This window comes from Streptomyces sparsogenes subsp. cuspidosporus (assembly GCF_039532705.1).
Lineage (GTDB): Bacteria > Actinomycetota > Actinomycetes > Streptomycetales > Streptomycetaceae > Streptomyces > Streptomyces sparsogenes.
The window spans coordinates 12364-30328 of sequence record NZ_BAAASD010000061.1; the positions used below are offsets into that span (position 1 = coordinate 12364).

Genomic DNA, 17965 nt, shown 5'->3' on the forward strand with positions numbered 1-17965 from the left:
ACGCTACTCGTCCCCTTCCACGCCTTTCGCTTCGCCCAGTGTACGGGTCCGGGCGGACCTGGGCCGACCGGTTTCCGGGCTGCGCCGAGTGAGGTACCGGCGGCCGGGGCGGTGACCCGAACGGCGATACGCCGGGTGCCGGAGTCCGCCCGGCCGGGGGAATCGCCACGCGGTACCGGTTCGGTGCCGGATTACCGGGCGGGCAGTGGGGCACAACCGATGAGACCGGGTTGTCCTCCGGGCAAGCCGGGCGAATCGGGCGGCGTGCCCCGTTGCCGCGTGCCAGAAGTCGATTTATCGTTCCGGAACGATTCGCGTGCAAGATCACAAAATGTGAAGGGGCCGCGGCCATGGTGGCGAGGAAGACCGCCGTGCAGAAGAGCACGGCGAAGGCGACGAAGGCCGCGACCGCCAAGACGAGCGCCTCCGGCAAGAAGGCGGCGCCCGCCACGGCGGCCAAGAAGGCCGCGGAGAGCACAGTGGGAAAGAAGGCCGCGGCCGAGCGGGCCCCGGCGAAGGGCGCCGCGAAGACGCGCGCGAAGAACGCCGTGGCGAAGCCGGCCGCCGCCGAGCGGGCCACGACCCACCGGCTCACGGCCGAGGACCCCGGAGCCAAGGACTCCGGGGCCAAGGACTCCGGGGCCAAGGACGCCGGAGCCAAGGACGCCGGAGTCAAGGACTCCGGGGCCAAGGACGCCGGAGTCAAGGACACCGGAGCCAAGGACACCGGAGCCAAGGACTCCGGGGCCAGGAAGGCCGCGGCCAGGAAGAGCCCGGCGAAGAAGACCCCAGCCAAGAAGGCCACAGCCGCGAAGGCCGCACCGGCCGAGCAGGCGGTGCCCGCGAAGAAGACGGGAGCCAGGAAAGTGGTTGCGAAGAAGACTCCGAGTGGGGCGCCGACCGCGAAGCAGGCCCCCGAGACGCCCGGCGCCGTCCCCAAGGCCCGCGCCGGCGCCGGCCCCGCGGCCCCCGGCGACCTCGCCGTACGCCCGGGAGAAGAGCCGTGGTCGCCGGAGGAGGTGGCCGAGGCGCGCGCCGAGCTGCTGGCCGAGGCCGGGCGGCTGCGCACCGAGATCCTCGCCTCCGAGGAGGCGATCAGCGGGCTGATGCGCGACTCCGGCGACGGGGCCGGCGACGACCAGGCCGACACCGGCACCAAGAACATCACCCGCGAGCACGAGCTGGCCCTGGCCGGCAACGCCCGCGAGATGCTGCTGCAGACCGAGCGCGCCCTGGACCGGCTGGACGCCGGGACCTACGGGCTCTGCGAGAACTGCGGCAACCCCATCGGCAAGGCCCGCATGCAGGCGTTCCCCCGCGCCACTCTCTGCGTGGAGTGCAAGCAGCGGCAGGAGCGGCGCTGACCGACCGTCGGGATTGCCGTACCCTCGTCCTCAGCCAGGGGGAGACTGGCCCGGACGATGTTGAGGGACTGACGTGACAGAGGCGGAGCAGGCCATCGGTACGCCAGAAGCGGGGAAGGCCGAGGAAGGCGCCACCGCGAGCGGCGACGGCGCGCGGCCCGGGCGCGGGCGGCGCGTCGCGGTGCTGCTCGCGGTCGCCGCGTTCGCCTACCTCATCGACCTGGGCAGCAAGCTCCTCGTGGTCGCCAAGCTGGAGCACCACGACGCGGTCGACGTGATCGGCACCTGGCTCCAGTTCAAGGTGATCCGCAACAAGGGCGCGGCCTTCGGCTTCGGCGAGGCCATGACCATCGTCTTCACGGTGATAGCGGTCGGCGTCATCGTCGTGATCGCCCGGCTGGCCCGCAAGCTCTACAGCCTGCCGTGGGCCATCGCGCTCGGGCTGCTGCTGGGCGGCGCCTTCGGCAACCTCACCGACCGGGTCTTCCGCGCCCCCGGCGGGCTGCAGGGCGCGGTGGTCGACTTCATCGCGCCCCGTAACTACGCGGTCTTCAACCTCGCCGACTCGGCCATTGTCTGCGGCGGCATCCTGATCGTCATCCTGTCCTTCCGCGGCCTGGACCCGGACGGCACCGTCCACAAGGACTGACGCACGAAGACGGGCGTGGGACGACGGGCGCACGCAGACTGACGTACGAACCGGGCGGTGCGGTCCGGCATACTCGACGGGTGAGTACGATTCCCGAGATCCGCACGCTCCCCGTACCCGACGGCCTCGAAGGCGAGCGCGTCGACGCCGCGATCGCACGCATGTTCGGCTTCTCTCGGACCAAGGCGGCGGAGCTGGCCGCCGCGGGCAAGGTGCAGGTCGACGGCAGCGTCGCGGGCAAGTCCGACCGGGTCAGCGGGGGCGCCTGGCTCGAGGTGGAGATGCCGCGGGCCGCGCCGCCCGTGCAGGTCGTCGCCGAGCCCGTCGAGGGCATGGAGATCGTCCACGACGACGAGCACGTCGTGGTCGTCGACAAGCCGGTCGGGGTCGCCGCCCACCCCAGCCCCGGCTGGACCGGCCCCACCGTGATCGGCGGGCTGGCCGCCGCGGGCTTCCGCGTCTCGACCTCCGGGGCCGCCGAGCGGCAGGGCATCGTGCACCGGCTGGACGTCGGCACCTCCGGCCTCATGGTCGTCGCCAAGTCCGAGCGCGCCTACACCCTGCTCAAGCAGCAGTTCCGCGAGCGCACGGTCGACAAGCGCTACCAGGCCCTCGTCCAGGGCCACCCCGACCCGCTGAGCGGCACCATCGACGCGCCGATCGGCCGCCATCCGCAGCACGACTACAAGTGGGCCGTGACCGCCGAGGGCAAGCCCAGCGTCACCCACTACGACCTGATCGAGGCGTTCCGCGCCGCCAGCCTCCTCGACATCAAGCTGGAGACCGGGCGCACCCATCAGATCCGCGTCCACATGGCCGCCCACCGCCACCCGTGCGTCGGCGACCTCACCTACGGCGCCGACCCGACGCTCGCCAAGCGGCTGAAGCTGACCCGGCAGTGGCTGCACGCGGTGCGCCTGGGCTTCGAGCACCCGGGGGGCGCCGGCTGGGTGGAGTTCACCAGCCCCTACCCGGACGACCTGCAGAGGGCGCTGGACACCGTCCGGGCGGAGAGCGCGTGAGCCACCCGATCGCGGTCGTGGGCCAGGACGCCCTCGCGGCCTGCCGCGACGTCCGCCGCGAGGTCTTCGTCGTCGAGCAGCGGATCCCCGAGGCCGAGGAGATGGACGCGTACGACGCGCACGCCGTCCACCTGCTCGCCACCGGCCCCGACGGCCCGGTGGGCACCGTCCGCTTCCTGCACGGCGCGGCCGCCGACAAGAAGTACGGCCACGCCGGTGTGGACGGCGCCACGACCGCGGCCCTGGGCCGGCTCGCGGTCCTGCCGGCCGCGCGCGGCACCGGGCTCGGCGCGGAGCTCGTCCGCGCGGTCGAGGCCGAGGCGCGGCGGCGCGGGCTGACCGAGGTCTACCTGGAGGCCCAGACCCACGCCCTCGGCTTCTACGAGCGCCTCGGCTACGCGGTGTACGGCCCCGAGTTCGACGAGGGCAGCGGCATCCCGCACCGCGCCATGCGCAAGGCCCTCCGGTAAGGCCCTCAGCCGCGGCGCGAGCCCGTGCCGTCCTTGCGGAGTTCGCCGTCGAAGCGGGCGAGGCGGTCCTCGGAGCCGGGACCGGCCCCGGGCGCGGGGCGCGGCGGGTGGACGGTCGCCGTGGTGATGCGCGGCAGCGCGTACGGATGGTGCTCGCGCAGCCACGCGATCATCTGCTCCCGCACCTCACAGCGCACGGTCCAGGCGTCGTCCGGGTCCCGGGCCGTGATCAGCGCCCGCACCACCATCGTGGACGGCGTGGTGTCCGTGACCGCCAGGTTCCAGTCCCGGCCGTCCCAGGCGGGGGACTTCCGCACGATCTCGCCCAGCTTCATCCGCATCGCCTCGATCGGCGCCGAATGGTCCAGGTGGAACAGGACCGCGCCGGTCTTCTGCGTGCCGCCGCGCGACCAGTTCTCGAACGGCTTGCCGGTGAAGTACGACACCGGCATGGTGATCCGGCGCTCGTCCCAGGTCCGCACCGACAGGAAGGTCAGCGTGATCTCCTCGACCGTGCCCCACTCGCCGTCCACGACCACCGTGTCGCCGATCCGCACCATGTCGCCGAAGGCGATCTGCAGCCCGGCGAAGAGGTTGCCCAGCGTCGACTGCGCGGCGACACCCGCGACCACGCCCAGGATCCCCGCCGAGGCCAGCATGGAGGTGCCCACCGTGCGCATCGTGGGGAAGGTCAGCAGCATCGCCGACGCCGCGACCACCCCGACGATCGCGGTCACCACCCGCTGGATCAGCGTCACCTGGGTGCGCACCCGGCGCACCCGCGCCGGGTCGTGCGCGCTGGCGGCATAGCGGTAGTACGAGGACTCCACCACCGCCGCCGAGACCCGCACCGCCAGCCACGCCGTGGCCGCGATCAGCACCAGCGCCAGGACCTGCCCGATGCCCGACGCGTGCTCCCGCACCACCCGGGCGTGCGTCTTGTCGTACGAACCGCGCAGCAGCGCCGCGCACACCGTCACCTGGAGGGGGAGCCGGGCGCGGCGCAGCAGGCCCCACAGCGGCGTCTCGGGGTGCCGGGCGTCGGTGCGCAGCAGCAGCCGGTCGACCGCCCAGCCGATGAGCAGCGTGATGGCGACCGAACCGCCGATGACGATCAGCGGACGCAGTATGTCCTCCATGGACACGTATCCTTTTCCTTCCCTCGGGGGCACCGGGCGTTCCGCTTCCCCGGAACACAACTGGCACGATGGGCGAAGCGCTCCGCGGACAAGGAAGTGACCCAGTGACCCGTTCCCCGATCCTGCTCCTCCATTCGATGTACGGACTGCGACCCGCCGTACACGCGGCCGCCGACCGGCTGCGCGCCGCGGGCCACGAGGTGCACGTACCCGATCTCTACGAGGGGCGGACGGCCGACAGCGCCGAGGACGGCATGGCCCTCAAGGAGGAGATCGGCCGGGAGGAACTGCTGCGGCGGGCCGTGGCGGCCGCCGCGCCGCTGTCCGACCGCGGCATCGTGTACGCGGGGTTCTCGCTCGGCGGGTCGATCGCCCAGAACCTCGCGCTCGGCGACGAGAAGGCGCGCGGGCTGCTGCTCCTGCACGGCACCTCGGACATCGCCGACGACGCGGCGACGGACGGCCTGCCGGTGCAGCTGCACGTCGCGGACCCGGACCCGTTCGAGCCGCACGACTGGCTGAACGCGTGGTACCTGCGGATGGGGCGCGCGGGGGCGGAGGTGGAGGTCTACCGCTACCCGGGGGCCGGGCACCTGTTCACCGACCCGGACCTGCCGGACTACGACGAGGAGGCGGCCGAGGCCACCTGGAAGGTGGCGCTCGGCTTCCTCGAGGAAGTCACGGAGGGCTGACGGAAGAGCCGGCCCGCTGGGCCCGGCCCCAGCGGGTCAGCGCACCGGGCCCTCGGCGCGCTCGACCCGCTGGGTGCCGGAGCGGGTCCGGTAGGAGCGCGCCCAGGAGGCGGTGGCGGCCGGGTCGGTGCGGTCGGAGACCACGTAGTAGTCCATCTGGGCCCGCTCGGGGGTGACGTCGAGCACGCCGTAGCCGTGCGAGTCCATGTCCACCCACCTGACGTGGCGGTTGGCGGCCCGGATCGCGGCGGCCGCGGCGAGCGAGACCGTGTGCGGCGCCACATGCAGGATGTCGTCCAGGTTGTCCGAGGTCACCGAGGTGACCACGAACTCGGTCGCGGCGGAGGCCGACAGCGGGTACGTCGCGGCCTTCACCGGCACGTCGTTGGCCCAGGCCATGTGGATGTCGCCGGTGAGGAAGACGGTGTTGCCGATGGAGCGGCCGGTGAGATGGGCGAGCAGCTCGCGCCGGTCGTCCGTGTAGCCGTCCCACTGGTCGGGGTTGATCGCCAGGCCCTCCTTGGGCAGCCCGAGCAGCTCGGCGAGCGGCCCGAGCAGCTCGGCGGGGACGGCCCCGAAGGCGACCGGCGAGATCATCACCGAGTTGCCCACCAGCCGCCAGGTGGTGCCGGAGGCGGCCAGGCCCGACTTCAGCCAGTCGAGCTGGGCCCGGCCGATGATCGTGCGGTCGGGGTCGTCCACGTCGCCGCTGCCGGTGGTGGCCTGCTGCGAGCGGAAGGACCGCAGGTCGAGCAGGTGCAGATCGGCGAGGTTGCCGAAGCGCAGCCGCCGGTAGGTGGTGCCCTCGGTGGAGGGGCGCACCGGCATCCACTCGAAGTAGGCGCGCTTGGCGGCGGCCACCCGGGCCGCCCAGTCGCCCTCGGTGCCCGGGGTGTGGTTCTCCGCCCCGCCGGACCAGGCGTCATTGGCGAACTCGTGGTCGTCCCAGATCGCGATCAGCGGCCGGGCGGCGTGCAGCGCCTGGAGGTCGGGGTCGGTCCTGTACCGGCCGTGGCGGATCCGGTAGTCGGCGAGGGTGACGATCTCATGGGCGGGGGAGTGGGCGCGGACCGTGTACTTCCGCTCGGGGTACGCGCCGCTCGCGTACTCGTAGATGTAGTCGCCGAGGTGGAGGGTGGCGTCCAGGTCGGCCCGCGCGGCCAGGTGGCGGTACGGGGAGAAGTAGCCGGCCTCCCAGTTGGCGCAGGAGACCACGCCGAAGCGGAGGGCGCCCGGGGCGGCGTCGTGCGCCGGGGCGGTGCGGGTGCGCCCCACGGGGGAGAGCGCGCCGGGCTCGGCGCCGAAGCGGTAGAAGTAGTCCGTGGCGGGCCGCAGCCCGCGGACGTCCGCCTTGACGGTGTGGTCGGCCGCGGCGGTGGCCCGTACGGTGCCCCGCGCGACGACCGCGGAGAAGTCCTTGTCCTCGGCGACCTCCCAGGTCACCTCGGTGTCAGGGCCGAGCCCCGAGCCGGGCACCGCCTCGGGGGCGGGCGTGACGCGGGTCCACAGCAGGACCCCGTCGGGCAGCGGGTCGCCGGAGGCGACGCCGTGCAGGAAGGCGGGGCCCTCGGCGGCGCGGGCGGGGGTGGCCGGGGCGGCCAGGGGCAGCAGGGCGGCGGTGGCGGCTGCTGCCGTGACGGCGGTGCGGCGCGTTATGGCGGCGTGGTGGAGGTCGGTCACGGCGGATGACACTACTGGCTGGTAGTCACGCGGCGCAGGGCTCTTCGCCAAGTTCGCCCGCCCGTCGCCGACCGGTCACCGCCGGGTCGCCGCACGGCTCGCGGGCGGCTCGCAGGTGGTTCGCGGGGCGCGCCGCCGGGGTGTCGGCGCGCCGCGGCGGCACGCCCGACACCCCGGCGGGGGCGCCCCTCGGCGCTACTTCTTCAGGTTCTCCCGGACCACCGAGTTGAACTGTTCGGGGGTGATCGGGGGCGCCTGCTGTCCCTGGACGGTCACCGTAAGGATCTTGCCGTTCAGCTTGATCGTCGGGGTGCTGTTCACGTCCTTGGTGTCGTTGAACGTCTTGGACATGGCCAGCGCCCACCGGTCGTAGGTGCCGTTCGTCACGGCCTTCTCGAAGGACTTGTTGCCCTTGAGCGCCTTGACCTGCTGGGCGATCTCGATCAGCTTCTGGTCGCTGGCGAAGGCGTCGTCGGTCTCCTGCTGGGGGTGGTTCTTGGCCGAGAAGAGCGCCGACTTGTACTCCAGGAAGGCGTCCGGGCTGACATTGAGGGCCGCGCCCAGCGCGCTCAGGGCGTTCTTCGAACCCGCCCCGATCATGCCCTCCTTGTCGTCCAGGAAGGTGCCCATCGTGTACTGCGCCTTGAAGGTGCCGTCCTTGATGTCCTTCGCCACGGTGCTGCCGGTGTACTGCTCGAACTGCGCGCAGACCGGGCAGCGCATGTCCTCGTAGACGTGCAGGGTGTTCTTGGCCTTCTGGTCGCCGATGACCACGGTCGTGCCCTGCGGGCCGGTCGTGTGGGCGGGCTTGACCAGGGGCTCCTTCTCGGCGGCGGCCTTCCACTTCTTGCTGGCGTCGCCGCCGCCGCCGTTCATCTGGCTGACGCCGTAGCCTATGCCGCCCGCGATCGCGAGGATGGCGGCGACCGCGCCGCCGACGATCAGCTGGCGGAGCGTCCGGTCCTTCTTGGCCTGCCGCTCGCGCTCGGCGCGCAGCCGCTCGCGCGCGGCCTGCTTGTTCTGGTGGCTGTTGCGGTTGCTCATGGTGGATCGCTCTCCGTCGTGTGAAGGTCGTACGAAAGGGTGGGAATCGCTGTGCTCAGGCGGCGGCTGAGCACGGCGGTCCACGCCGCACGACGGAGTGCACGAGAAGGGGGAGCGCCGGGGCCGGGCTCGGTGGGCCCGCCGGCCGCGGAGCGCGGCGCCGGGCCGCGAAGGCTGCGGTGACGACCGCGACGGCCAGCAGCAGCGGCCGGAAGGCGAAGGCGGCGAGCGAGGACAGCAGCCGGCCCACGGCGGCCTCGCCGCGCCGCAGCCAGGCCGCGGCGACCAGCCCGAGGGCGACATGCGCGGCGAGCAGCAGCCAGGGGGTGGCGGAGCCCACGGCGGACGCGAGGGAGCCGCCGCCCGGCCCGGCGACCCGGGCCAGCGGGGAGCCGACGCCGCCGGTGCCGCACAGCACGTCGACGCCCAGGGCGCGCAGGGAGCCCGCCACAGGGCCGCCGGAGGGCCCGTAACAGGCGCTCTGGCCGGTGGTGAAGACCGTGTCGGCCGCCAGCTCCAGGGGGACCAGCAGCGCGGCGATGCTCCAGTAGCCGCGCTCCCGTCCCGCCAGGGCGTACGCGATCACGAAGACGAGGACGGACAGCCCTGCCACGGTCGTCAGCGGCAGCGGGGTGCTCGACAGCAGGACGTGGGCGGAGGAGGACAGCGTGACGCACAGCGCTGTGAACAGCGCCGCGCGCAGTCCCCTCAGCAGCGGTCCCGTCCCGTCCATAGAGTCCGATTGTCACACGACGGGCTGTAGGGGCGACATCAAGACCGTGGGACGGGGAGGCACCCAGCGCGCGAGCACGTGCGCGGCCGGGTGCCCCTGCCGGCCGGGAGTCCGCCGCTACAGCCCGGGGATGCGGCCGTTCCGGAAGAGGTCCACGAAGATCTGGTGGTCGGCCCGCGCCCGCGCCCCGTAGGAGTGCGCGAAGTCCACCAGCAGCTCCGCGAAGCCGCCCTCGTCCGCCGCGATCACCGCGTCGATGGCCCGCTCGGTGGAGAACGGCACCAGCGAGTGGCCGCTCTGGTCGTCGGCGGCCGCGTGCATCGTGGCCGTCGCCCGCCCCAGGTCGGCGACGACGGCCGCGATCTCGGCCGGGTCGTCGATGTCCGACCAGTCCAGGTCCACCGCGTACGGCGAGATCTCGGCGACCAGCTGCCCGGCGCCGTCCAGCTCGGTCCAGCCCAGCCACGGGTCGGCGTGCGCCTGGAGGGCGCGCTGCGAGATGACCGTGCGGTGGCCCTCGTGGTGGAAGTACGAGCGCACCCGCTCGTCCGTGATGTGCCGGGAGACCGCGGGGGTCTGCGCCTGCTTCATGTAGATCACCACATCGTTCTCGAGGGCGTCGCTGTTGCCCTCCAGCAGGATGTTGTACGAGGGCAGCCCCGCGCTGCCGATGCCGATGCCGCGGCGGCCGACGACGTCCTTGACGCGGTAGGAGTCCGGCCGGGCGAGGCTGGACTCGGGCAGCGTCTCCAGATAGCCGTCGAACGCGGCCAGGACCTTGTAGCGGGTCGCCGCGTCCAGTTCCACCGAGCCGCCGCCGGGGGCGAAGCGCCGCTCGAAGTCACGGATCGTGGTCATCGAGTCGAGCAGCCCGAAGCGGGTCAGCGAGCGGGCGTCGCGCAGCGCGTCCAGCAGCGGGCCCTCGGCGGTCTCCAGGGTGAACGGCGGCACCTCGTCGTCCTTGGCGCCGACGGCCAGGGCGTGGATACGCTCGCGGTAGGCGGCGGCGTAGATGCGCACCAGCTCGCTGATCTTCTCGTCGCTGAGCGCCTTGGTGTAGCCGATCAGCGCCACGGAGGCCGCGAAGCGCTTGAGGTCCCAGGTGAACGGGCCGACGTACGCCTCGTCGAAGTCGTTGACGTTGAAGATCAGCCGGCCGTTGGCGTCCATGTAGGTGCCGAAGTTCTCGGCGTGGAGGTCACCGTGGATCCACACCCGGCCCGTGCGCTCGTCCAGGTAGGGCCCGCCGTCCCGCTCCTGCTCCGCGTCGGCGTAGAAGAGACACGCCGTGCCGCGGTAGAAGGCGAAGGCCGAGGCGGCCATCTTGCGGAACTTGACGCGGAAGGCGGCCGGGTCGGCGGCGAGCAGCTCGCCGAAGGCGGTGTCGAAGACGGCGAGGATGTGCTCGCCTCGCTGGTCCGCCTGGGTCTGCTGGGTCGGCATCGCGGGGCGCCTCCTGGTGCGTGGAAGGAGAAGTGGACGGAGAAGGTGAAAAAGAGCATGACAAACAATGGCGAACGGGACGGGTTGCCCGTCCGTCCCAACGCCTGAGGCTACTCGTGGGTGCCCACGAGCTGTCAGTCCGGAGGGGTAACCTTCGGAGCTGTTCCGTCAGCCCGTAACCGCCCTTCACCGATCGTTCGCCGGAGGTCTGCCACCGTGACCAAGCCGCCCTTCACGCACCTGCATGTCCACACCCAGTACTCGCTGCTGGACGGTGCGGCGCGGCTCAAGGACATGTTCAACGCCTGTCAGGAGATGGGCATGACGCACATCGCCATGACGGACCACGGCAACCTGCACGGGGCGTACGACTTCTACCAGCAGGCGACCGGGGCGGGCATCACGCCGATCATCGGGATCGAGGCGTATGTCGCCCCCGAGTCGCGGCGCTACAAGCGGCGCGTCCAGTGGGGCCAGCCGCACCAGAAGCGGGACGACGTCTCCGGCTCCGGCGGTTACACCCACAAGACGATCTGGGCCTCCAACAAGGCCGGTCTGCACAACCTCTTCCGGCTCTCCTCGGACGCCTATATGGAGGGCTACTTCGTCAAGTGGCCCCGGATGGACAAGGAGACCATCGCCCAGTGGTCGGAGGGCCTGATCGCCTCCACCGGCTGCCCCTCCGGCGAGGTGCAGACCCGGCTGCGGCTCGGCCACTTCGACGAGGCACTCAAGGCCGCCTCCGAGTACCAGGACATCTTCGGCAAGGACAAGTACTTCCTGGAGCTGATGGACCACGGCATCGAGATCGAGCGCCGGGTCCGCGACGGCCTGCTGGAGATCGGCAAGAAGCTCGGCATCCCCCCGCTGGTCACCAACGACTCGCACTACACCTACTCCCGCGAGGCCGAGGCCCACGACGCCCTGCTGTGCGTCCAGACCGGCAAGAACCTCTCCGACCCCGACCGCTTCCGCTTCGACGGCTCCGGCTACTACCTGAAGTCGACCGACGAGATGTACGCCATCGACTCCTCCGACGCCTGGCAGGAGGGGTGCCGCAACACCCTGCTGGTCGCCGAGCAGATCGACACCACCGGATGGTTCGAGAAGCGCGACCTGATGCCCCGCTTCGACGTGCCCGAGGGCTACACGGAGGTCTCCTGGTTCCAGGAGGAGGTCCGGCGCGGCATGGAGCGCCGCTACCCGGGCGGGGTGCCGGAGGACCGCCAGAAGCAGGCCGAGTACGAGATGGACGTCATCATCCAGATGGGGTTCCCGGGCTACTTCCTCGTGGTCGCCGACTTCATCATGTGGGCGAAGAACAACGGCATCGCGGTCGGCCCCGGCCGCGGCTCCGCGGCCGGCTCGATCGTCGCGTACGCGATGGGCATCACCGACCTCGACCCGATCGACCACGGTCTGATCTTCGAGCGGTTCCTCAACCCCGAGCGCGTGTCCATGCCCGATGTCGACATCGACTTCGACGAGCGCAGGCGCGGTGAGGTGATCCGGTACGTCACCGAGAAGTACGGCGCCGACAAGGTCGCCCAGATCGGCACGTACGGCACCATCAAGGCGAAGAACGCGATCAAGGACTCGGCCCGGGTGCTCGGCTACCCGTACGCGATGGGCGACCGGATCACCAAGGCCATGCCCGCCGATGTGCTCGGCAAGGGCATCCCGCTGTCCGGCATCACCGACGAGAAGCACCCCCGCTACAGCGAGGCGGCCGAGGTGCGCGGGATGTACGAGAACGAGCCGGACGTGAAGAAGGTCATCGACACCGCCCGCGGCATCGAGGGCCTGGTGCGGCAGATGGGTGTGCACGCCGCCGGCGTGATCATGTCCAGCGAGACGGTGACCGAGCATGTGCCGGTCTTCTCGCCGAAGAACGACGGCCAGGTCGTGACCCAGTGGGACTACCCCACCTGTGAGTCGCTCGGCCTGCTGAAGATGGACTTCCTCGGCCTGCGCAACCTGACCATCATGGACGACGCGGTCAAGATGGTGCGCCAGAACAAGGGCGTGGACCTCAAGCTGCTCGAGCTGCCGCTGGACGACCCCAAGACCTATGAGCTGCTGTGCCGCGGTGACACGCTTGGCGTCTTCCAGTTCGACGGCGGCCCCATGCGCTCCCTGCTGCGCATGATGAAGCCCGACAACTTCGAGGACATCTCCGCCGTCTCGGCCCTCTACCGGCCGGGCCCCATGGGCATGAACTCGCACATCAACTACGCCCTGCGGAAGAACGGCCAGCAGGAGATCACCCCGATCCACCCCGAGCTGGAGGAGCCGCTCAAGGAGGTCCTCGGCATCACCTACGGCCTGGTCGTCTACCAGGAGCAGGTGCAGAAGGCCGCCCAGGTGCTCGCGGGCTACTCGCTGGGCCAGGCCGACCTGCTGCGCCGCGCGATGGGCAAGAAGAAGAAGGAGGTCCTCGACAAGGAGTTCGTCCCCTTCCAGAAGGGCATGCGGGACCGGAACTACTCGGACGAGGCCATCCAGGCGGTGTGGGACGTGCTGGTCCCGTTCGCCGGCTACGCGTTCAACAAGGCCCACTCCTCGGCGTACGGCCTGGTCACCTACTGGACCGCCTACCTCAAGGCCAACTACCCCGCCGAGTACATGGCCGCGCTGCTCACCTCGGTGCGCGACGACAAGGACAAGTCGGCGATCTACCTCAACGAGTGCCGCCGCATGGGCATCAAGGTGCTCACTCCGAACGTCAATGAGTCCGAGGCGAACTTCACCGCCCAGGGCGACGACGTGATCCTCTTCGGTCTCACCGCGGTTCGAAACGTCGGACAGAACGTGGTGGAAGCGATCATCCGCGGTCGCAAGTCGAAGGGGAAGTACACCTCCTTCCCCGACTACCTGGACAAGGTCGAGGCGGTCGTCTGCAACAAGCGCACCACCGAATCGCTCATCAAGGCGGGCGCCTTCGACGAGATGGGCCACACCCGCAAGGGGCTCATGGCCCACTACGAGACCATGATCGACAACGTGGTCGCGGTGAAGCGCAAGGAGGCCGAGGGCCAGTTCGACCTCTTCGGCGGCATGGGCGGCGACGACAGCGGCGGCGACGGGCCGGGCTTCGGGCTCGACGTCGAGTTCTCCGACGTCGAGTGGGACAAGGCCTATCTGCTCGCCCAGGAGCGCGAGATGCTCGGCCTGTACGTCTCCGACCACCCGCTCTTCGGCATCGAGCACGTCCTCAACGACAAGGCCGACGCCGCCATCTCCCAGCTCACCGGCGGCGAGCACGCGGACGGCGCCATCGTCACCATCGGCGGCATCATCTCCGGCCTGCAGCGCAAGATGACCAAGCAGGGCAACGCCTGGGCCATCGCCACCGTCGAGGACCTGGCGGGCTCCATCGACTGCATGTTCTTCCCCGCCACCTATCAGCTGGTCTCCACCCAGCTCGTCGAGGACGCCGTCGTCTTCGTCAAGGGACGGCTCGACAAGCGCGAGGACGTGCCGCGGCTGGTCGCCATGGAACTGATGGTCCCCGACCTCTCCGAGGCCTCGGCCAACGCACCGGTGACCATCACCATCCCCACGGTCAAGGTCACCCCGCCGCTGGTCGAGAAGCTCGGCGAAGTGCTCACCCACCACCGGGGCTCCACCGAGGTGCGGATCAAGCTCCAGGGGGCGCGCAAGACCACCGTGCTCCGGCTCGACCGGCACCGGGTCACCGCCGACCCCGCCCTGTTCGGCGACCTCAAGGTGCTGCTGGGCCCGGCCTGCCTGGCGGGCTGACGACACGTAGGAACGCTCCGGAAGACCGGCTCATGAAAGGGGCGCGCCCGGACCGGGCGCGCCCCTCAATCGCTCTGTGACAGCGATCCGTTCGGCGATCAGTTGTGGCCGAAGCTCTTCTGCCGGTCCTTACGGGCGGCGGCCGAGGGGGCCGCGGGGCCGCCCTCCGACTGCATGGCGTGCGACTGCCCGTCCATCGAGGGGCGTTGCGTCTGCTCGCTCTGGCGGTCGGCCGTACCGCGGCTCTGGCGCTGCTGCTGTTCCTGCTGCTTGCGGTCGCGGTTCTTGTTCTTGGCCATGGTGCTGTGCCTCCAGTTGGGATCGGCCCCCGAGGGGAAGAGCCCTTCGGGAAGAACAGTGGCACGTCCGAGCGAAGGCTGCATTTCGGGCAATTACGGTGAGTGAGAAGGAGGGTCTTCGAGGGTAGGCCGTATCCGCCACGCCAGTGATCCAGTTCGGACTGATAACCGCCGTCGCGTCGGGCAGACTCCACATGAGGCCGAAAGCGAGAAATCGAGGCACGGCTGTGCACGGGGGGCGACCGAGGACTGGACTTCAGGAAAGAGGGTGGAACGTGGACCGCTGCGTCGTCCTGGTGGACGCCGGTTATCTGCTGGGCGCCGCCGCGAGCCTGCTCGCCGGGGAGCCCGCCCGGTCCCGCATCTCCGTGGACCACGCGACCCTTATCCAGGGACTGCGTGAGCGCGCCGAAGCCGAGACCGAGCGGCCGTTGCTGCGCATCTACTGGTTCGACGGAGCACCCGACCGCGTCCCCCAGCCCGAGCACCGGCGGCTGCGCGTGATGCCCCGCGTCACCGTCCGGCTGGGCGCCCTGACCCGCAGCGACGGCCGCTGGGCGCAGAAGGGCGTGGACGCCGCCATGCACGCCGAGCTCACCGAGCTCGCCCGCAACCGCGCCTGCTCCGACATCGTCCTCGTCACCGGCGACGGCGACCTGCTGCCCGGCCTGATGTCCGCCAAGGAACACGGCGTGGCCGTCCATCTGTGGGCCGTCCAGGCCGCCGACGGCGACTACAACCAGTCCGAGGACCTGGTCGCCGAGGCCGACGAGCGGCGCGTCCTGGACCGCGCCTGGATCACCCGGGCCGTCCGCGCCAAGGACCTCACCGGGGCGTGCGCGCCCGCCTCCGAGCCCCGCCCGGAGATCGCGGCCATCCTCTCCGCGCCGCTGCCCGAGACCGCCGCCGCGGCCGCCGCCGGGGCGGTGAGCGGCATCTCCGGGGTCTCCGGCGTCGCCGGGGACCTGGCGCCGGGCCGCAACGGCGCCACCCGGCCGGGCACCGCGCCCGCCCGCGGCCCCGGCAGGACGCCCGCCGACCCCGCCCGGGACGACCGCTCCGGCCCCGCCGGCCCGGGCGGCGGGGCGGCCACGACCGGCTCCGAGGCCGGCTCCGCCCCCGGCGGCAGAGGCGTGCCCACCCCCAAGGACCTCGCCGACCTCGGCCGCGGCCCCGCCGGCGGCCACCCGTCCCACCCCGCGCCCAGCGCCACCCTGCGCTGGTCCTCCGACAAGGGCTGGATCGACCGCGGCCCGGGCACGGGGCTCGGCGAGCCGCCGGAGACCGCCGGGCTGCCCATGCTGGCCCAGCTCACCAGCCCCGAGCAGCGCTGGGCCGACCGCGAGGAGGACATCACCACCGTCAGCGGCGACCCCTTCGAGGTGGGCCAGGTCTTCGCGCGGCGCTGGATCGAGCGGCTCTCCGACCCCGGCCACCTCCAGCAGCTCTCCACCGAGTACCCGCGCATCCCCCACCGCATCGACGGGGAACTGCTGCGCTACGCCGCCCGCTTCGGACTGCTCGCCCACAAGGACGACCAGATCGACGAGCACGACCGCTACGCCATCCGCGCGGGCTTCTGGCGCGAGATCGACACCCGCACCGCCGCGGAGCACTCCCCGGCGGCCGAGTAGGCCGGACGGAGCCCGCGGCCCACGCCCCCACCGGACCCTGAGAGCAAGGGTGGGTGATTGGGCGCGTACCCTCATAGCTCGTGAGGACGGGCGCGAAACAGGCCGCGGGCGGCGATGTGGTGTGCGCCGTGCGCGGGCTGGTCAAGACCTATCCGGCCGCGCGCGGCCGCCGGGGCGTGCCCGCCGCGCCCGCCGTCCGCGCGAGCGACGGCATCGACCTCGAGGTGCGCCGCGGCGAGGTGTTCGGGCTGCTCGGCCCGAACGGCGCCGGGAAGTCCACCCTGGTGCGCCAGCTCACCGGGCTGCTCCGCCCCGACGACGGCAGCGTCCACGTCCTCGGCCACGACCTCGTACGCCACCCCGAGCGCGCGGCGCGCCTGCTCGGCTATCTGGGGCAGGACTCGACCGCGCTGGACGAGCTGACCGTCGCCCTCGCCGCCGAGACGACGGGCCGGCTGCGCGGGCTCGACCTCCGGGCGGCCCGCGCCGAGCGGGACGCGGTGATCGAGGAGCTGGGGCTCGGCGAGCTCGCCGGGCGCCCGCTCAAGAAGCTCTCCGGCGGTCAGCGGCGGCTGGCCTGCCTGGCCGCCGCCCTGGTGGGGGAGCGGCCGCTGCTGGTGCTGGACGAGCCGACCACCGGAATGGACCCCGTCGCCCGGCGGGCCGTGTGGGCGGCCGTGGACCGGCGGCGGGCCGAGCGGGGGGTGACCGTGCTGCTGGTCACCCACAATGTGATCGAGGCGGAGACCGTGCTGGACCGGGTGGCGGTGCTGGAGCGCGGCCGGGTGATCGCCTGCGACACCCCGGCCGGGCTGAAGGCGCTGGTCGCCGACGAGGTCCGGGTGGAGCTGGTGTGGCGCGACGAGCCGCCGCTCGACGCGCCCGGGGTCGCCGCGCTGCGGGAGGCCGCCCGGGCCTCCGGGCGGCGCTGGACGCTGCGGATGGCCCCGGAGCAGGCCCGGGCCGCGATCGCCACGGTGACCGGCGGTCCCGCCTTCGCCGCGCTCGACGACTTCACGCTCGCGACCCCTAGCCTGGAGGACGTCTATCTCGCGCTGGGCGGCCGCTCGGAGGGGGCGGAGGGGCTGGTGAAGGCGTGACGACCAGGGCGGAAACCGGGGGAAGAGCAATCGCCGGGAACAGGAGCAGCGCAAGGTGAGTGTCGTGCCCGCGGAGGCCGTGTCCGGCGAAGACGCCCGTTCCGGGGCCGGCGCCCCGGCCGGCGGGGCGCCCCGGCCCGGCGGCGACGCCGTACCCGCCCCGCTGGCGGCGCGGGCGCGGCTGCTGCCCGCGCTGGCCGCCGTCTACCGGGCGCAGCTGTCCCGGGCCCGGGTGGCGCGGATACCGCTGCTGTTCGTCGCGACCTTCCAGTCCGTGGGGATCATGATCCTGATGCGCGGGGTCGTGGACGGCGGGGTGGAGGCGCGGTCCGTGGTCGCCGGGTCCAGCGTGCTGGTCGTGGCGTTCGTCGCGCTGAACCTGCTGGCGCAGTACTTCGGCCAGCTCCGGGCGAGCGGCGGGCTCGACCACTACGCGACCCTGCCGGTGCCGCCCGCCGCCGTCGTGCTCGGCGCGGCCGCCGCGTACGCGTCCTTCACCGCGCCCGGGACGGCGGTCACCGCCGTGGTGGGGAGCGCGCTGTTCCAGCTCCCGATGGCGCATCTGTGGGTGCTGGTGGCGGTGATCCCGCTGTCCGGGGCGGCCCTGGCGGGCCTGGGCGCGGCGCTCGGGCTGCTCGCGCCGCGTCAGGAACTCGCCACGCTCTGCGGGCAGTTGGGCATGTCGGCCGCGCTGCTGCTGGGCGTGCTGCCCGCCGAGCGGATGCCCGCCGTGGTGTCGTACGCGCGTGACGCGCTGCCCTCGACGTACGGTGTGGAGGCGCTGGCGCGGTCCTTCGACAGCAGCCCCGACTGGCTGGTGGTCTGCGCCGACCTCGGTGTGTGCGCGGCCGTGGCGGTGGTCTCGCTGACCGCGGCGACCTGGGCCTACCGCCGGGCAGCCGTGCGGTGACGCGGCGCGGCGGGCCTCCCGCCG

At 72.1% G+C, this 17965-nt stretch carries 15 protein-coding genes; 9 read left to right on the forward strand and 6 right to left on the reverse strand.

The genetic code is table 11. The annotated features are described in order from the left end of the window. Positions 1-350: 350 nt before the first annotated feature. The 4 genes from ABFY07_RS39215 to ABFY07_RS39230 all read left to right on the forward strand — a co-directional run bounded on the left by ABFY07_RS39215 (position 351) and on the right by ABFY07_RS39230 (position 3505). Positions 351-1364 carry a TraR/DksA family transcriptional regulator gene (locus ABFY07_RS39215; protein WP_346179051.1) on the forward strand — a complete coding sequence of 338 codons (1014 nt, stop codon included), beginning with the start codon at positions 351-353 and terminating at the stop codon, positions 1362-1364. 73 nt (positions 1365-1437) lie between these two features. Continuing rightward, positions 1438-2013: a signal peptidase II gene (gene lspA / locus ABFY07_RS39220; protein ID WP_346179052.1), complete on the forward strand. Its 576-nt coding sequence runs from the start codon at positions 1438-1440 to the stop codon at positions 2011-2013. Positions 2014-2093: 80 nt separating this feature from the next. After that, entirely contained in the window at positions 2094-3035 is a 942-nt protein-coding gene (locus ABFY07_RS39225) for an RluA family pseudouridine synthase (RefSeq protein WP_065958544.1), read from the forward strand. Beyond that, positions 3032-3505, forward strand: a complete 474-nt coding sequence (locus tag ABFY07_RS39230) for a GNAT family N-acetyltransferase (RefSeq protein WP_346179053.1) — start codon at positions 3032-3034, stop codon at positions 3503-3505. The genes ABFY07_RS39225 and ABFY07_RS39230 overlap by 4 nt, the downstream gene beginning before the upstream one ends. Before the next feature lie 5 nt (positions 3506-3510). Here the strand turns inward: ABFY07_RS39230 and ABFY07_RS39235 are convergent, their stop codons facing one another. Beyond that, on the reverse strand, positions 3511-4644 hold the full coding sequence (locus tag ABFY07_RS39235; RefSeq protein ID WP_346179054.1) for a mechanosensitive ion channel family protein: 1134 nt from the start codon (positions 4642-4644) through the stop codon (positions 3511-3513). Between the two features lie 68 nt (positions 4645-4712). Between ABFY07_RS39235 and ABFY07_RS39240 the strand changes: the two genes are divergently transcribed. Continuing rightward, positions 4713-5336, forward strand: coding sequence for a dienelactone hydrolase family protein (locus ABFY07_RS39240; protein WP_346179055.1), 624 nt, complete (start codon positions 4713-4715; stop codon positions 5334-5336). A gap of 36 nt (positions 5337-5372) precedes the next feature. Here ABFY07_RS39240 and ABFY07_RS39245 read toward each other — a convergent pair whose 3' ends face one another. The 4 genes from ABFY07_RS39245 to ABFY07_RS39260 form a co-directional block, all read right to left on the reverse strand. Further along, entirely contained in the window at positions 5373-7016 is a 1644-nt protein-coding gene (locus ABFY07_RS39245; RefSeq protein ID WP_346179056.1) for an alkaline phosphatase D family protein, read from the reverse strand. 195 nt (positions 7017-7211) lie between these two features. Next, positions 7212-8060, reverse strand: coding sequence for a thioredoxin domain-containing protein (locus tag ABFY07_RS39250; RefSeq protein WP_346179057.1), 849 nt, complete (start codon positions 8058-8060; stop codon positions 7212-7214). A 55-nt stretch (positions 8061-8115) separates the two neighbouring features. Next, positions 8116-8793, reverse strand: a complete 678-nt coding sequence (locus ABFY07_RS39255; protein ID WP_346179058.1) for a hypothetical protein — start codon at positions 8791-8793, stop codon at positions 8116-8118. A gap of 117 nt (positions 8794-8910) precedes the next feature. Then, positions 8911-10236, reverse strand: a complete 1326-nt coding sequence (locus ABFY07_RS39260) for a DUF2252 domain-containing protein (protein WP_346179059.1) — start codon at positions 10234-10236, stop codon at positions 8911-8913. A gap of 216 nt (positions 10237-10452) precedes the next feature. Between ABFY07_RS39260 and dnaE the strand changes: the two genes are divergently transcribed. Then, entirely contained in the window at positions 10453-13998 is a 3546-nt protein-coding gene (dnaE, locus tag ABFY07_RS39265; RefSeq protein ID WP_346179060.1) for a DNA polymerase III subunit alpha, read from the forward strand. 98 nt (positions 13999-14096) lie between these two features. Here the strand turns inward: dnaE and ABFY07_RS39270 are convergent, their stop codons facing one another. Next, the gene (locus ABFY07_RS39270; protein ID WP_065958535.1) at positions 14097-14297 is read right to left on the reverse strand and encodes a hypothetical protein; all 201 of its coding nucleotides are present in this window, start codon (positions 14295-14297) and stop codon (positions 14097-14099) included. Positions 14298-14572: 275 nt separating this feature from the next. Between ABFY07_RS39270 and ABFY07_RS39275 the strand changes: the two genes are divergently transcribed. The 3 genes from ABFY07_RS39275 to ABFY07_RS39285 all read left to right on the forward strand — a co-directional run bounded on the left by ABFY07_RS39275 (position 14573) and on the right by ABFY07_RS39285 (position 17941). Continuing rightward, on the forward strand, positions 14573-15931 hold the full coding sequence (locus tag ABFY07_RS39275; RefSeq protein ID WP_346179061.1) for an NYN domain-containing protein: 1359 nt from the start codon (positions 14573-14575) through the stop codon (positions 15929-15931). Between the two features lie 80 nt (positions 15932-16011). Then, on the forward strand, positions 16012-17031 hold the full coding sequence (locus ABFY07_RS39280) for an ABC transporter ATP-binding protein (protein ID WP_346179062.1): 1020 nt from the start codon (positions 16012-16014) through the stop codon (positions 17029-17031). A 55-nt stretch (positions 17032-17086) separates the two neighbouring features. Then, positions 17087-17941 carry an ABC transporter permease gene (locus tag ABFY07_RS39285; RefSeq protein WP_428837087.1) on the forward strand — a complete coding sequence of 285 codons (855 nt, stop codon included), beginning with the start codon at positions 17087-17089 and terminating at the stop codon, positions 17939-17941. Positions 17942-17965: the final 24 nt, after the last annotated feature.

Bases quoted from the DNA above. Each gene is read 5' to 3' on its own strand.
- ABFY07_RS39215 (WP_346179051.1), top strand. From the start codon at position 351: ATGGTGGCGAGGAAGACCGCCGTGCAGAAGAGCACGGCGAAGGCGACG.
- ABFY07_RS39235 (WP_346179054.1), bottom strand. From the start codon at position 4,644: ATGGAGGACATACTGCGTCCGCTGATCGTCATCGGCGGTTCGGTCGCC.
- ABFY07_RS39240 (WP_346179055.1), top strand. From the start codon at position 4,713: ATGGGCGAAGCGCTCCGCGGACAAGGAAGTGACCCAGTGACCCGTTCC.
- ABFY07_RS39250 (WP_346179057.1), bottom strand. From the start codon at position 8,060: ATGAGCAACCGCAACAGCCACCAGAACAAGCAGGCCGCGCGCGAGCGG.
- ABFY07_RS39255 (WP_346179058.1), bottom strand. From the start codon at position 8,793: ATGGACGGGACGGGACCGCTGCTGAGGGGACTGCGCGCGGCGCTGTTC.
- ABFY07_RS39260 (WP_346179059.1), bottom strand. From the start codon at position 10,236: ATGCCGACCCAGCAGACCCAGGCGGACCAGCGAGGCGAGCACATCCTC.
- ABFY07_RS39270 (WP_065958535.1), bottom strand. From the start codon at position 14,297: ATGGCCAAGAACAAGAACCGCGACCGCAAGCAGCAGGAACAGCAGCAG.